Source organism: Synechococcus sp. CS-1333 (assembly GCF_025128015.1).
Lineage (GTDB): Bacteria > Cyanobacteriota > Cyanobacteriia > PCC-6307 > Cyanobiaceae > MW101C3.
This window is the reverse complement of the sequence record NZ_JAHLYO010000028.1, coordinates 1-13,989: the sequence shown is the minus strand read 5'-3', so window position 1 is coordinate 13,989 and position 13,989 is coordinate 1. Positions and strand designations below refer to the sequence as shown.

Annotated in this window: 12 protein-coding genes and 2 pseudogenes; 5 read left to right on the top strand and 9 right to left on the bottom strand. The window is 65.1% G+C overall.

Going from position 1 to position 13,989, the window contains the following annotated elements; genetic code table 11:
• Window positions 1-12: 12 nt before the first annotated feature.
• Window positions 13-360: pseudogene (locus KQ303_RS11000) on the bottom strand (STAS domain-containing protein); the annotation flags it as partial.
• Between the two features lie 205 nt (window positions 361-565).
• Here KQ303_RS11000 and KQ303_RS10995 point away from each other — a divergent pair.
• The 3 genes from KQ303_RS10995 (at window position 566) to KQ303_RS10985 (ending at window position 4,468) form a co-directional block, all read left to right on the top strand.
• Window positions 566-913 (top strand): PAS domain S-box protein, encoded by a 348-nt coding sequence (locus KQ303_RS10995; RefSeq protein ID WP_255139779.1) that lies wholly within the window; start codon window positions 566-568, stop codon window positions 911-913.
• Window positions 914-920: 7 nt separating this feature from the next.
• Window positions 921-2,549: an ATP-binding protein gene (locus KQ303_RS10990; protein WP_259730318.1), complete on the top strand. Its 1,629-nt coding sequence runs from the start codon at window positions 921-923 to the stop codon at window positions 2,547-2,549.
• A 140-nt stretch (window positions 2,550-2,689) separates the two neighbouring features.
• Entirely contained in the window at window positions 2,690-4,468 is a 1,779-nt protein-coding gene (locus KQ303_RS10985) for an ATP-binding protein (protein ID WP_259730317.1), read from the top strand.
• A gap of 12 nt (window positions 4,469-4,480) precedes the next feature.
• Here the strand turns inward: KQ303_RS10985 and KQ303_RS10980 are convergent, their stop codons facing one another.
• The 3 genes from KQ303_RS10980 to menD all read right to left on the bottom strand — a co-directional run bounded on the left by KQ303_RS10980 (window position 4,481) and on the right by menD (window position 8,346).
• Window positions 4,481-5,452 (bottom strand): sensor domain-containing diguanylate cyclase, encoded by a 972-nt coding sequence (locus KQ303_RS10980; protein ID WP_259730316.1) that lies wholly within the window; start codon window positions 5,450-5,452, stop codon window positions 4,481-4,483.
• Between the two features lie 114 nt (window positions 5,453-5,566).
• The gene (menB, locus tag KQ303_RS10975; protein ID WP_259730315.1) at window positions 5,567-6,469 is read right to left on the bottom strand and encodes a 1,4-dihydroxy-2-naphthoyl-CoA synthase; all 903 of its coding nucleotides are present in this window, start codon (window positions 6,467-6,469) and stop codon (window positions 5,567-5,569) included.
• Between the two features lie 53 nt (window positions 6,470-6,522).
• Complete coding sequence (gene menD / locus KQ303_RS10970) at window positions 6,523-8,346, bottom strand: 2-succinyl-5-enolpyruvyl-6-hydroxy-3-cyclohexene-1-carboxylic-acid synthase (RefSeq protein ID WP_259730314.1); 1,824 nt, start codon at window positions 8,344-8,346, stop codon at window positions 6,523-6,525.
• 58 nt (window positions 8,347-8,404) lie between these two features.
• Here menD and lepB point away from each other — a divergent pair, with 58 nt between their 5' ends.
• Both lepB and KQ303_RS10960 read left to right on the top strand, forming a co-directional pair.
• Window positions 8,405-8,998 (top strand): signal peptidase I, encoded by a 594-nt coding sequence (gene lepB, locus KQ303_RS10965; protein ID WP_259730313.1) that lies wholly within the window; start codon window positions 8,405-8,407, stop codon window positions 8,996-8,998.
• A gap of 49 nt (window positions 8,999-9,047) precedes the next feature.
• Window positions 9,048-9,395 carry a DUF760 domain-containing protein gene (locus KQ303_RS10960; RefSeq protein ID WP_259730376.1) on the top strand — a complete coding sequence of 116 codons (348 nt, stop codon included), beginning with the start codon at window positions 9,048-9,050 and terminating at the stop codon, window positions 9,393-9,395.
• Between the two features lie 38 nt (window positions 9,396-9,433).
• Here KQ303_RS10960 and KQ303_RS10955 read toward each other — a convergent pair whose 3' ends face one another.
• The 5 genes and pseudogenes from KQ303_RS10955 to KQ303_RS10935 form a co-directional block, all read right to left on the bottom strand.
• Window positions 9,434-10,645 carry a DUF4336 domain-containing protein gene (locus KQ303_RS10955; RefSeq protein ID WP_259730312.1) on the bottom strand — a complete coding sequence of 404 codons (1,212 nt, stop codon included), beginning with the start codon at window positions 10,643-10,645 and terminating at the stop codon, window positions 9,434-9,436.
• Entirely contained in the window at window positions 10,642-11,481 is an 840-nt protein-coding gene (locus KQ303_RS10950; protein ID WP_094512901.1) for a metal ABC transporter permease, read from the bottom strand. Before KQ303_RS10950 ends, KQ303_RS10955 begins: the two co-directional genes overlap by 4 nt.
• The gene (locus KQ303_RS10945) at window positions 11,481-12,290 is read right to left on the bottom strand and encodes a metal ABC transporter ATP-binding protein (protein WP_259730311.1); all 810 of its coding nucleotides are present in this window, start codon (window positions 12,288-12,290) and stop codon (window positions 11,481-11,483) included. Before KQ303_RS10945 ends, KQ303_RS10950 begins: the two co-directional genes overlap by 1 nt.
• Window positions 12,291-12,294: 4 nt before the next feature.
• Window positions 12,295-13,227, bottom strand: coding sequence for a metal ABC transporter substrate-binding protein (locus tag KQ303_RS10940; protein WP_399233585.1), 933 nt, complete (start codon window positions 13,225-13,227; stop codon window positions 12,295-12,297).
• Between the two features lie 251 nt (window positions 13,228-13,478).
• Window positions 13,479-13,989 (bottom strand): annotated as a pseudogene (locus tag KQ303_RS10935) (photosystem II q(b) protein); the annotation flags it as partial.

Here is a 13,989-nt window from a genome sequence, read left to right as displayed (position 1 = left end):
CCTTCTGGTTGTTCAGGTGTTGGTTGAGCCGCCCGATTGATCGGCAGCCAATGCGGCGATGCAGGCCTCACTGTTCGGAAACGTGGTGAACACTTTTTCGGTGCCGGTGAGGTCCAGAACGATGCGGACCTGGCTGCACAGGCCGCAAAGAAACAGTTGCTGACCTTGCTCCTTGACCCGTTTGAGCACGGAAACCAGAGCGCCGAATCCGCTGCTGTCCATGAAGTCGACGCCCTGGCAATCAATCAGGATGTCCCTGGGTTGCTCCGCCAGAACTGAACCGACAGACTGCCGCAACTCAGCGCCACTCTGGGCGTCGAGCAGGCCCATGGGTTTCAGGATGTACAGATTATCCACACATTGAAACGCAAATTGCTAAGAGTTTACCACTCATCGCCGAAAGCCCATTCGTCTGGGCCTGGGGACTTGAGACCCGCCCGCCGGCTGGTGGCGAGCGGGTGTGGGTCTGACCACAAGCCCCCATTCGACATAGGGGGTAGGAGGGAGCCAATGGAGCATAGCGCTACAGTTCGTAACCAGGTAGGCCGGTTCAGCCGCGAGGTTCATGGTCACGATTGAAGAGTTACGACGCCAATCTCTTCCCTTTGTCGCTGCCGACCAGGAAGGGTTGATTGTAGAGATCAACGATCTGTTTGAGACGACCTATGGATGGACATTGGACGATCTCAAGGGCCATTCTCTTTCCATGATTCTGCCGGCTGCTTATCAAGACGCCCACCATCTCGGCTTCTCCCGTTTCCAGATCGTTGGTGAATCGCAGATTCTCAACCATCCCCTGCAATTGATGACCATCTGTAAAGACAACCAGGCCATCAACTCGGAGCATTTCATTGTGGCCGAACGCCGTGGCGATAGCTGGGTGTTCGCGGCAACCCTGCGTCCGTTGACCTGAGGCGTGCATGCCGGACCAGACCCTTGTCGGCCAGCTTCGCAGCACTCTCGGGAGGCTGGAGGCGGCCCTGGGAGCCGTTGACGAGGCCCTTGCCTTCACCGATCTCAACGGAATCGTGGAATGGACGAATGCATCGTTTGATCGGTTCGTGGGTTTGTCCCGCTTGCAGAGCCTTGGCCAATGCCTGAGCCAGATCCTCCCGAGGCCCTATCTCCACGAGCTCAGCGACAGGCGATCAGGCCTGCCGTTCTGGAGCTCGGGATCAGAAGGATCCAGCACCTGGGAACTGCTGGGTGCGCCTCTCCGCCAGGTGATTGAGGTGTCCTGGGCGACTGTCGATCTCCCTGGTAAGCCGTCTTTGGTGTTCACCTTCAGGGACAAAAGCGCGATTGTTCAGGCCCAGGACAAGTTGATCGATGCCCGTGACCAGCTGGAGGACCAGGTGGTCGAGCGAACCCGCGCGTTGCAGCTGGCGCGCGATGAGGCCCTGGCAGCCAGCCAATCCAAAACCCGGTTTCTGGCCAACATGAGCCATGAAATCCGCACCCCATTGAACGCTGTGATCGGGATGACGGATGTGCTGCTCAGCAGCTCCATGGAGGGGCAGCAACGGGAGATGCTCGAAACGATTCATCAAAACGGCGAGTATCTGCTAAGCCTGATCAACGACATTCTGGACATCTCGCAGATTGAAACCGGGCGATTGGCACTCAATCCCAGAACCTTCGACCTTCATGGTTTACTCAATGACATCATTCATCTCTTTCAGTATCAAGCCTCTGTAAGACACCTCGGCTTGCACCTCAGCATGCCACCGGATACGCCGAGATGGCTCTTTGGTGATGATCTCAAGCTACGCCAGATTCTGTTCAACCTGCTGGGGAATGCTTGCAAGTACACCAATCAGGGGGAGATTCGCCTCAGCGTTGATACCTTGGCGGCCACGGCTAACGGGAGATCCTTCATGTTCCATGTTTCCGACACGGGTATTGGCATCTCCAGGGAGGCTCTACCGCTTATCTTTGAGGAGTTCATTGGCCATGCCAATCCCGCCCAGACGCAGCAAAGTGCCGGCCTCGGCCTCGCCATCTGTTCGAGATTGTGTCAATTGATGGGGGGAGATATATCCGTCGATTCGAGTCTCGGATCCGGCAGTTGCTTTACGGTCAGTCTGCCGTTCACGCTGGTTGCGCAGAAGCAGGGTGAGATTGTCAGGGACAATCCCGAGGAGAGCTTGGAGCCTGAAATCAGAATTCTCGTTGCTGATGATAACCGCGTCAACCGCAGGGTGCTTGAGCTGATGCTGGCCAGATTGCATCTAACCGCTGACGCGGTGGGAGACGGCAATGCGGCCATTCAGTTCGTCAGGAATGGGAGCGTGGATCTCATCTTCATGGATGTGGCCATGCCTGGTCTTGACGGTTTGGCCGCCTCACGCCAATTGCGCAGCGAAGGTTACTCTGATCTCTACATCATTGCCCTGACAGCCTATTCATTCGACACCCACCGGCAGGAGTGTGCAGCGGCTGGGATGAACGACTTTCTCTCCAAACCACTTCGATTGGCGGATCTTCGAGTGGCCTTGAGCAGGTATCGCGATTGGCGCCGAGCCACAGAGTCGGCTACGTCCGAATGATACTGAGTGATGCGATGAGGGGTGGCGTGAGCACCATTGATGGTCCATCGGGGTCAAGGTGCAGGTTTTCACGGCCTTCCATCCTGCTGGCTTTGGGCATTTTTTCCATTGCCACCTCTGCCCTGATTGTTACCTACTGGGTGGCTGAACGGACTCTCTTCAGGTCTGTCCAGCAGCGGCTGCTGGATCTGGCCATGGTCACGGCGGCGGAGATGAAGGGTGATCTGCACACCCAGATACGCCGTCCTGATCAGATGGGCAGCCAGCTCTATCGCCAGGCCTCCGAGCCTTTGATCAAGCTGAGGAGATCGGTGCCGGATATCTTTTACGCTTACACCCTGAGGGGTCGATCAAAGCCCTTGCAATTTGGTCTGGATAGCACGGTCTTCTTCAAGAATCCGGGAGACGACTCCAGCGTCGCCAGCGTTGGTCAGCTCTATGCAGATGCCCCGGCCGATGCCCTGATCGCAGCCCGGCTTGCCAAGCCCAGGGTCAGTTCCGTTCCCTACACCGATCAATGGGGCTCCTCCCTGTCGGCCTATGCCCCATTCCAGGACGGCGAGGGGACGGCCATTGTGGGTGTTGATCTCTCCCTGGCTAACCTCAATCAGCAACTGTTTCCCTTGCGCCTGAGCCTGGGTCTCTCTCTGGCAGGCAGTGCCCTGCTTTCGGCCTTTGCCGGCTTCCTGCACTGCCGTTACCTGCGATCCACGGCTTCGGCCCTGGAATCCAGCCTGGAAGCGGCTGATCTGGCCCGTCAAGTGGCGGCTGAAGCACAACAGGCCAACCTCGCTAAGAGCACCTTCCTGGCCACCATGGGTCATGAGCTGCGAACGCCACTGAATGGAGTGATTGGCCTCACCAACATTCTGCTCAGCACTGGCCTGACCCCCCACCAACAATCCTGTCTGCAGACGGTAAGGAACTCTGGGGAATCCCTGCTGCTGTTGCTCAACCAACTGCTCGACGTCTCAGCGATCGACAGCGGCCATCTGGTGATCGACTCCGCTCCCTGCCAGCTTCGGCCTCTGTTCGCCGAGGTGATGGCCTTGTTCGCCGAACAAGCGCAGACCAAAGGGCTGGTGTTAACCCTCTCCCTCGACCCTGCCCTCCCCGATGTCGTGCTGTCAGATCCTCTCCACCTGCGTCAGATCGTGGTGAATCTGGTCAGTAATGCGATCAAGTACACAGTGAGCGGAGAGGTGTCCATCACCGTTTCATCTCAGGCTTTCCAGCCCGATGGCTGGGTTCCGTTGGTCTTCCGCGTCCGTGACACCGGGCCCGGAATCTCCGACTCCGCCCAAGAGTCCTTGTTCCAGCCTTTTTCGCAGGCTGATTCCACCACCACCCGCGTCCATGGCGGCGCAGGGTTGGGATTGGCCATCTGCCATCACCTTGTCGTCGCCATGGGCGGTGCGATTGAGGTGGAGAGCGAACAGGGTCAGGGCAGCCTTTTCACGGTGATCCTGCCGGTGGCGATCCCTGAATCACCTGCAGCGCCAGAAGTACAGACAACAACCAGCTTCGCCGAAGACCACCCGCTACGGATTCTTCTGGCGGAAGACAATGTCGTCAATGCCCGTGTCTGCGAATTGATGCTCCAGCGTCTCGGCTACGGCGTCAGCGTGGCGCGCGATGGGGAAGAGGCCCTGAGCCAGTATCGCCAGCTGGATCCGGACATCATCCTGATGGATCTGCGCATGCCCAAGGTGGATGGCTTTGAGGCCACCCGCAGAATTCGTGAGCAGGCCGGCAACACAGTGCGGCCCTGGATCGTCGCGGTCACCGCCAACATTCGTTACTGCGACCGTGACGAGGCCCTGGCCAGCGGCATGAATGATTTCATTGGTAAGCCCATCAGGGTCGAGTCCCTGCAAGCCGCCCTGTCCCGGGCCCACGCGGCTGTACTGGCCCCGTGAGTGTGGCTCGGTTCAGCCAGGCAGGCTTGTTCCGGACAGCCTGGCCTGCTTCAGGGCCGCTTCAGCCCGTTGGAACAGGTCCTTGAAGCTGGTGTCGTCGCTGCTGGCGCAAGCCGTGCCCAGGCTGACGGGCAGAGGATGGCGGACTCCCCCCACCAGCCAGCCCTGGAGAGCCAGGCCGGAACGGAAGCCCTCCGCCTGGGCTACCGCCTCCTGCCCCACCAAGCCTGTCTGCAACACGGCGAACTCGTCATCACTCACACGCCCGTAGAGGGCGCTCTCCCCAAAGTCCGATTGCAGTTGTCTGGCCAGCTCCTGAAGTAACCGATCGCCCTGTTGTTGGCCGAATCGTGTGCAGAAATCATGGAAGTCATCCAGACCGAAGATCATCAGGGTCAACGGTTCTCCGTTCTCCCTTTGCCGCCGGAACTCGTTCAGACCTGCATCGAAGAAGGGCCTTCGGTTCTTGAGGCCCGTGAGGGAGCAGAGGTAACTGTTGCGCCGCGATTCCATGTGCAGGATCACCATCCCAGCAAGGTCCTGCAGCAGTTGTTGTTCGTTGCCGGCGAGTTGCCTCGGCTGGGGGCTGATCACGCACAGGGTTCCGAGGTTGAAGCCGGAGTGGGTCCGCAACGGCACCCCGGCATAGAAGCGGATGTTGGGATTCCCCGTCACCAGGGGATTGTCCTTGAAACGCTCGTCCGCACTGGCGTCATTGACGACCAGGACGTCATTGCCGCAGATGGCGTGGGCACAGAAGGCCACATCCCTGGGCGTTTCACTCGCCTCCAGACCCACCCGGGAGAGAAACCACTGCCGCTGGCGATCGACCAGGGAAATCAGGGCCGTCGGCACGCCCAGCATCTGGCTGGCCAGGCGTGTGATGCGATTGAAGTCCTCATCGGACTCCGCATCCAGAATGTGTTGCTCGTCCAGAGCCGCCTGGCGCTCAGCCTCGTTGTCCGGTATGGGGTAGGCGGTCATCGCGGGGAGCAGGACGCAGGGGGGACCGGGACGCCGCCGTTCGGCCGTATATCCCACAACTTGCAGTATGTCCTTTCCTGGTGAGGTCCCCTCCCGGGCTGGTCGCGCGGCGCTTCAGGGAAGCCACGGCGCGTCGCTGAAATCCGGCTCGCGCTTTTCAAGAAAGGCGTTGCGTCCTTCCTGCCCTTCTTCCGTGCGATAAAAAAGATGGGTGGCCTGGCCCGCCAGCTCCTGAATGCCGGCCATGCCGTCGGTTTCGGCATTGAAGGCTGCCTTGAGGCAGCGAATCGCAGTAGGGCTGTGCTGCAGGATCTCCAGGCCCCAGCGCACTCCTTCCGCCTCCAGCTCCTCCAACGGCACCACCGCATTGACGAGCCCCATGGCCAGGGCCTGGCTGGCGTCGTAGCGGCGGCAGAGAAACCAGATTTCGCGTGCCTTGCGCTGCCCCACCACGCGGGCGAGGTAGCCGGCGCCGAAGCCGCCATCGAAGCTGCCCACCCGTGGGCCCGTCTGGCCGAACACCGCGTTCTCCGCCGCCAGGCTCAGATCACAGAGCAGGTGAAGCACCTGCCCGCCACCGATCGCATAGCCCGCCACCAGGGCGATCACCACCTTGGGCAGCGAACGGATCAGCCGCTGCAGGTCGAGTACATTCAGCCGCGGCAGGCCGCTGGCATCGAGGTAGCCGCCATCGCCGCGCACGCTCTGGTCGCCACCGGAGCAGAATGCATAGCCGCCATCGGCGGCCGGCCCGACACCGGTGAACAGCACCACGCCGATGCTGGGATCGTCGCGTACGCGCGAAAAGGCATCGCACAGCTCCTGCACCGTGAGCGGGCGAAAAGCATTGCGCTTGGCCGGCCGGTTGATCGCAATGCGGGCCATCCCCTGCGCGCAGGTGTCGAAGCGGATGTCGGTGTAGGTGGCGGCCGGCGTCCAGAGCACCGGTGCTGTGCAGGGCAGCACGGGATCTGCCGGCGCGGGCTGGGAGGGAGGTGCGGCGGAATCGGGGCGCATCAGGCCTGACAACGGCAGCGGCTTCGGCTCATTCTGCGGAGCCGTGGGCCGGCTCAGGCTGGGGAGCCAGGCGCCAGCGCGGCCCGCAGCTGCTGGCGCAGGTGGGCATCCGCCTGGCGATCGGTGCGCAGCTCCAGCAGGGCCAGGGGCTGGGGCAGCGCCCAGGCCAGTGCCTCCTCCAGCTCCTCCAGCTGAGCCACGCGCCGCACGGGCACGCCATGCAACACCGCCAGGGCGGCCTGATCGAGGCTCTGCGGCATGGCGAACAGGCGCTCAAAATCGAAGGGCGCGGCAACCTCCGGCGGAACGGGCGAGGCGCCGGTGGAGCGGATTGGCAGCTGCTCGAAAATGCCACCACCGCCGTTGTCGATCAGCACCACAGTGAGGCGCCCGCGCAGCTGCTGGCGCCAGAGCCAGCCGTTGCTGTCGTGCAGGAGGGCGAGGTCACCGCAGAGCAGCAGCAGGGATCCGGCGCTTTCCGCCAGGCCGGCCGCCAGCGAGAGGGTGCCATCGATGCCGGAGGCACCACGGAAGCCGAACAGTGGCCGAGGGGCGCCCGCCTGGGCTGCAAAGCTTTCCCAGTCGCGCACGGGACTGCTGCTGGCCAGCATCACCGGCAGCTGCGGCGGCAACAGCAGGCTCAGGGCCCGGGCGATGGCGGGTTCATTGGCAGCACCCGTGGCCGGCAGGGCCTGACTGAGCCCGGCCTGCACCGTGTGCTCCAGCTCCATCCAGCGCCGTTTCCAGGCGCGGTTGGCCGCCGGCGGCTCCCCCGCCCAGAGCGCCGCAGGCAGCGCCCGGCACCAGGCCGCCAGCCCATGGCCGAAGCGGTGGCTGGCAGTGCCGAGCGGATCGAGATCGCGCGGGTCGCCCTCGCTGATCACCAGCTGGCAACCGCACTGGCGCCCGATCCAGTGCTGCAGCCGGCGGCTGGCGGGCAGGGGCCCGAGCCGCAGCAACTGGGACACCTGCAACTGCTCCGTGGGCTCCTCCAGCAGCAGGTCGTAGCCCGCCACCAGCTCCAGCAGCGGCTGACCCCGCAGGCCCGAAAGGCCATCAGCGAGCAGGGGCCAGCCGCTGCGCCGCTGCCAGCGTTGCAGGGCCTGCAGGTGGGCCGGCCACTGGTCTGGGGCACCGCGCCAGGGCCCGGCCACGATCACGCCGGGCTGATCGGGATCCAGCAGCGGCAAGGCTTCCGAGGTCACGGACGGCTCCGGCTGAACCCCCACCCCCCTGTCGCTGGGCTTACGGGCCATCAGCGCCGCGATGGCGGCGGCCGAGGGATGGAGCGGCTCCTCGAAGGCCAGGTTGAGGTGCACAGGGCCGGCCGGGTGGCCGATGGCCTCCTGCCAGGCCCGCTGCGCGAGCGCCTGCAGGCTGGCGGGCATCATCACGGCCAGTCCCTCGGCAGCGCCAGCACCGGCCCAGCGGCAGCTGCAGCGCAGAAAGTCCTCCTGGTTCACCGTCTGGTTGGCGCCGCGCCCCTTCAGCCGCTGGGGCCGGTCGGCGCTGAGCAGCAGCAGCGGAATCGCGCCATGGTCTGCTTCCACCGCCGCCGGCAGCAGGTTGGCCACCGCCGTGCCGGACGTGGTGATCACCGCCGCCGGCAGGCCATCGGCGCGGCTCAGCCCCAGCGCGAAGAACGCAGCGGAGCGCTCGTCGATCGCCGTGTAAAGCCGCAGGTCTCCGCCTTCGGCCTCCAGCAGGCCGGCCGCAATCGCCAGCGGCGCCGAGCGGCTGCCGGGGCAGAGCACGAGCCGCCGCAGCCCCAGGTGCCGGAAGGCCAGCAGCAGCGCATGAGCCGCGCCCAGATTGGCCGCCGCGTGAGCGTCTTTGCACGCTGGGGCTTGGCTGCCGAGGCCGTCGTCGCCGCTCACCGGGGCTCATGACTGTTCAGGATGGCCTGATCATGCCCACGACTGGAGCCCCCCCGACATGAGCGTCACTCCCACCGGCGGCAGCTCTCCGGCCGGAGGCCGCGCCGGGCTGCTGCGCCAGGTCGGCCTGTTGCTGCTGTGGGTGGGCGTGGCGCTGCTGCTGCGCTGGGCGGTGATCGAACCCCGCTGGATCCCCTCCGGCTCCATGTTGCCCACCCTTCAGCTCAACGACCGGGTGCTGGTGGAGAAACTGCGGGCTCGCCTGCACCGGCCCCTGCCGGTGGGCACGATCGTGGTGTTCCACCCTCCCGACGCCTTGCTGGCGGCCGGCTACGACCCCGATGCCGCCCTGATCAAGCGGGTGGTGGGAGCGGCGGGGGATCGGATCGCCGTCCATGACGGCCAGCTGATCCGCAACGGCCAGCCGGTGCCGGAGCCGTGGCGGGCCGAGCCGATCGCCTACGAGCTGGCGCCGCTCGCCGTGCCGCCTGATTGTCTGCTGGTCATGGGCGACAACCGCAATGCCAGCTTCGATTCGCACCTCTGGGGCCCCCTGCCGGCCGACCATGTGATCGGCACTGCCGTGTTTCGCTACTGGCCCTGGCACGCGCTAGGGCCGATTCGGTTCTCCCCCTCTGCGGCGGTGGGTTGACCCGGAGAGCTGCGTTATGGTGCAGGCCGTGACGCAGAGCACACCGGAGATGTTCAACCCGGAGTTCCTGACGACCGACAGCGAATCAATCAGCGGCAACTCGCTGATCCAGTACCTGCAGGAGCAATCTCCGGACGTTTTGCAGCGTGTGGCCCGATCCGCCAGCGGCGACATTCAGGACATCATCCGCCACAACGTTCAGGGCCTGCTGGGCATGCTGCCGGGCGAGCAGTTTGAAGTGAAGATCCAGGCCAGTCGCGACAATCTCGCTGGCCTGCTGGCCTCCGCGATGATGACGGGTTACTTCCTGCGCCAGATGGAGCAGCGCATGGAACTGGAGAGCAGCCTGTTCGGCGAAGGCGCCCTCGATGCCGACCCCGGCGAGCTGAGCCTCTGAGCCCAGAGCCCCGCAGGGCCTCTCCAGATCCAGGCTGATCAGCCCTTTGAGGCGGGTTGAGGCTCCGCTGCCGGCACCTCCGGCACCACGCCCCAACGCACAAGGGCGCTGTCGATGCCTGCGAGGAATGCCCACGATCCGCTGGAGGGCGCCCACGGGCGCTGCTCCAGGGCATCGGCGAGGCGCTGGAGATCCTCCTGGGTGGACGCCACAGGTGCCGCGTAGTGGGCAGGCACCACCTGGCGAATGCTTGGCAGTTGGGCGAGCCGCCGCAGCCAAGCCACCAGGGCGGTGCGGGCCCTGGGAAACACCAGCCGCTCCAACACCGGCGCCACCTGCAGAGGATGGGCATCACCGCCCAGCAGCGCCTCGAATTCAGCCACCCAACCGGGCTGCCAGCGAAAGGGGTAGAGGCCGAAGTAGGCCTTTGCGGCGCGCAGCCCCGGCCGGAAGCTGCCGGCGATCACCTCTGGCCAGGGTCGCACCTCCAGCGCGGACGGCCGCAGGTAGGAGGCGAACAGCACCAGCCGCATCCAGCCGCGCCGCCGTTGCTCCTGGCCATCGCTGAGCGGCTCCGTGCCCTGCTCGCGGGCATGGAACAGCAGGGGCGTGGGATCGGTGCTGAAGATCTCCGGCGGTTCGCTGGAGATGGCCACCAGCGCATCGGTGACGAGCAGGCTGCCGCTGGCCCGGTGCAGGCAGGCCACTTCCACGAAGGTGCCGAGGCCCAGGTCCAGCGGGCCAAGCATCTCCCATTGCAGCTGCTCGGCGTGGGGCAGGCCCTGCTCGAACAGCACCCGGGTGCGGCCAGCGGGAAATCCGAGCCAGGGCAGGGGCAGCGGCAGCGGAAAGCTCCACTGGCACGGGCTCACCCACACGGTGGCGGCAGGAAAGGCCCGGGCCATCGCCGGCACCGGCAGCTTGTGCTCCAGCCCTGAGCTGGTGGGCAGCACGATCGTGCGCACCGGCCCATAGCGGGCTTCGAGCTCGCGCAGGCTGTGCAGCAGCTCCTGGGTGGGCGCCACTGGCGCGTAGAGCAGCAGCCCATCGGTGAGGCGTGCCACGGTCATGCGGATCGGCACCGCCACATAGAGCACGCCCTGCAGTTGCTCGAAACTCCAGATCTGGCCAGGCACAAGCTCGCGCACCAGGGTGCGGCGGCGGCCATAGGGATAGAGCGGCAGCAGCGGCCACCAGGGCCACCCCTGCCGCAGCCTCGGCGTGGGGGACAGGCCGTTGGAGGCTCTCACTGCCGCAGCTGCGCCATCAGCCCATGGCGGGGCGCGAACAGGAAGCTGGCCAGGAAGAGGCAGGTCTGGACCACCACGATGCAGCCGCCGGTGGAGGCATCCAGCCAGTAGCTCCAGTAGATGCCGACCACACTGGAGAGCATGGCGGAGCCGACGGCGATCCAGGTCATCCTGTCGAAGCGATCGGTGAGCAGGTGAGCCGTGGCCCCCGGGGTGACCAGCATGGCCACCACCAGGATGATGCCCACGGTCTGCAGGCCGGCCACCGCCGCTAATGACAGCACCGCCAGCAACAGGTAATGCAGCACGCCGGTGTGGATGCCGATCGAGCGGGCGTGGGTGGGATCGAAGCAGAACAGAATCAAGTCACGGCGCAGCAGCAGCAGCACCGCCAGCACCAGGCCGCAGATCCAGAGCGTCTGCTGGATGTCAGCGGGGCTGATGCCCAGCACATTGCCGAACAGGATGTGGGTGAGATCGATGCTGCTGCGCACCTTCGACACCAGGATCAGGCCGAAGGCGAAGAATCCGGTAAACACCAGCCCGATCACGGTGTCTTCCTTGATGCGCGTCATCTGCTTGATGTAGCCGATCACCGCCACCGATCCCACTCCGAACACGAAGGCGCCGAGGGCGAAGGGCAGGTTGAGGGCATAGGCGATCACCACGCCGGGCATCACCGCATGGGACACCGCATCGCCCATCAGCGCCCAGCCTTTGAGGGTCATGTAGCAGGAGAGCAGGCCGCAGACGGAGGCCACGAGCATGCTCACCAGCAGGGCCCGCTGCATGAAGGCATGCTGCAATGGTTCGGTGAGCCAGGGGAGCGCGTCCATCACAGGTCGCCCTCACCGGACGGATCCGGCGGGGTGATCGTGAGCGAATCGAGCGGTCCGCCGCCGAAGGTGCGGGCCACGTTCTCCTGCGTGAACACCTCGGAGGTGTCGCCGTAAGCGAGCACGGTCTTATTGATCAGCACCACGTCGTCGCAGAAGCCGGTGACGTGGCTCAGATCGTGGGTGGAGATCAGCAGCGTGCGGCCTTCCTGGCGGAACTGCTGGAACAGCTGGATCAGCAGCTTCTCGGTGCGGATGTCCACGCCGGCGAAGGGTTCATCGAGCAGCATCACTGACGCCTCCTGGGCAAGGGCTCGGGCGACGAAAGCCCGCTTGCGCTGGCCCCCCGAGAGCTGACCGATCTGGCGGTGGCGCAACGGCCAGAGCTCCACCCGCTCCAGGCTCTCACGCACGGCCTGGTGGTCGCGGCGGCGGGGAATGCGCAGCAGGTTCATGGTGCCGTAGCGGCCCATCATCACCACGTTCGCCACGCTCACCGGGAAGTTCCAGTCGACGCTTTCGGTCTGCGGCACATAGGCCACCGCCTGCTGTCGCAGGGCTTCACGCAGGGGCACGCCGTTGATGGCGATGGTGCCGCGCGAAGGGTTCACGAACCCCATCAGCGCCTTGAACAGGGTGGATTTTCCGGCGCCGTTCATGCCCACGAGGGCGCAGATGCTGCCGGCGTAGGCCCGCAGCGACACGTCATGCAGAGCCACCACCCCGTTGTAGGCGTAGCAGAGGTTGTCGACGACGATCCGCTCCTGGGCCGGGCGGTGCTGAGGCGGGCGGGGCGGGCGGTGTTGCATCGGCTCAGCGCCCCTTGAGTCCGTTGATCAGTGTGGATACATTGTGCCGCTGCAGCTCCAGCAGGGAGGAGGCCGGGCCACCTTCAGGCGACAGGGAATCCACGAAGAAAACACCGGCAAAGCGGCTGCCGCTCTCCGCCGCCACCTGCTTCTGCGCCTCTGCCGACACTGTGCTTTCGCAGAACACCGCCGGCACCTGGCGCTCTCGGACCGTGGCGATCAGGCGGGCCATGCGCTGCGGGGTGACCTGGGATTCGGCATTGACAGGCCAGAGGTAGGCCTCGGTGAGGCCGTAATCGCGGGCGAGGTAGGAGAAGGCGCCTTCGCAGGTGGCCAGCAGGCGGTGCTGGGGCGGCAGGGTGGCCAGATCGCGGCGCAGGTCCCTGTCGAGGCCGCGCAGCTCAGCGCGGTAGGCCTCTGCGTTGCGCCTGAAATCGGCCGCATGGGCGGGGGCGAGCTGGGTGAAGGCCTTGCGGATGTTCTCCACATAAACCTCCGCCAGCAAGGGCGACATCCAGGCGTGTGGATTGGGCTTGCCGGCGTAGGCATCCCCGGCGATCGGAAGGGGCTTGATGCCCTCGGTGAGCACCACCCGCGGCACGTCCGGCAGGCCGGAGAGAAACCGATCGGCCCAACGCTCGAGGCCGAAGCCGTTGACCAGCACCAGCTGGGCCCCCTCAGCCCGCCGCAGATCGCTGGGGCTGGGTTCGTAGCCGTGGATCTCGGCACCCGGCCGGGTGATCGACTCCACCTGCAGGTGATCGCCGGCCACCTGGCGGGCCATGTCGGCCAGGATTGTGAACGTGGTGAGCACACGCGGTTTCCCTTGCGGCGCTGCGGCCCCTGGCGTGCCAGCCGCGGAGGTGCCGGGGGCCGGTGTCTGCTCGGCCGGACGCGGCGACGGCGTGCAACCCAGCAGGGCGCCACTGGTGAGCATCAGCACGCCACAAAGGGCCAGGGCAGGACGCCTGAGAATCGAGCGGGCCGCCATCAACGGCGCAACGTCAAACACGAAAATGGTCTAAGAGAACACAAGCGGCGCTGACGTAACCGTTGCTGGTGCGGCACGTGCCTGCGGCAGCGGAGGTGCTGCCGGGGCCAGAAGAAAAGGCCCCCGCCGCAGCGGAGGCCTTCTGGGGTGCAGGTGCCAGGGGAGGTGGCCCCCGGCGGCTGGCGACAGAGGCTGGCTCAGCCGATCGCCGGAGCCTGCAGCGCCACCGGCACCGACTCCAGCAGGGCCAGGTCGAGCGGGAAGTTGTGGGCATTGCGCTCGTGCATCACCTCAAAGCCGAGGTTGCCGCGGTTGAGCACATCGGCCCAGGTGTTGAGCACCCGGCCCTGGGCATCCAGCACCGACTGGTTGAAGTTGAAACCGTTGAGGTTGAAGGCCATCGTGCTCACGCCCAGGGCGGTGAACCAGATGCCCACCACCGGCCAGGCAGCCAGGAAGAAGTGCAGGCTGCGGCTGTTGTTGAAGGAGGCGTACTGGAAGATCAGGCGACCGAAGTAGCCGTGAGCAGCCACGATGTTGTAGGTCTCTTCTTCTTGGCCGAACTTATAGCCGTAGTTCTGGCTCTCGCTTTCGGTCGTCTCACGCACCAGCGAGCTGGTGACGAGCGAACCGTGCATGGCCGAGAACAGGGAGCCGCCGAACACACCAGCCACACCCAGCATGTGGAAGGGGTGCATCAGGATGTTG

Coding starts and splice junctions, on each gene's coding strand:
- KQ303_RS10995 (WP_255139779.1), top strand. CDS start 566: ATGGTCACGATTGAAGAGTTACGACGCCAATCTCTTCCCTTTGTCGCT.
- KQ303_RS10990 (WP_259730318.1), top strand. CDS start 921: ATGCCGGACCAGACCCTTGTCGGCCAGCTTCGCAGCACTCTCGGGAGG.
- KQ303_RS10980 (WP_259730316.1), bottom strand. CDS start 5,452: ATGACCGCCTACCCCATACCGGACAACGAGGCTGAGCGCCAGGCGGCT.
- menB (WP_259730315.1), bottom strand. CDS start 6,469: ATGCGCCCCGATTCCGCCGCACCTCCCTCCCAGCCCGCGCCGGCAGAT.
- lepB (WP_259730313.1), top strand. CDS start 8,405: ATGAGCGTCACTCCCACCGGCGGCAGCTCTCCGGCCGGAGGCCGCGCC.
- KQ303_RS10960 (WP_259730376.1), top strand. CDS start 9,048: ATGTTCAACCCGGAGTTCCTGACGACCGACAGCGAATCAATCAGCGGC.
- KQ303_RS10950 (WP_094512901.1), bottom strand. CDS start 11,481: ATGGACGCGCTCCCCTGGCTCACCGAACCATTGCAGCATGCCTTCATG.
- KQ303_RS10945 (WP_259730311.1), bottom strand. CDS start 12,290: ATGCAACACCGCCCGCCCCGCCCGCCTCAGCACCGCCCGGCCCAGGAG.
- KQ303_RS10940 (WP_399233585.1), bottom strand. CDS start 13,227: ATGCTCACCAGTGGCGCCCTGCTGGGTTGCACGCCGTCGCCGCGTCCG.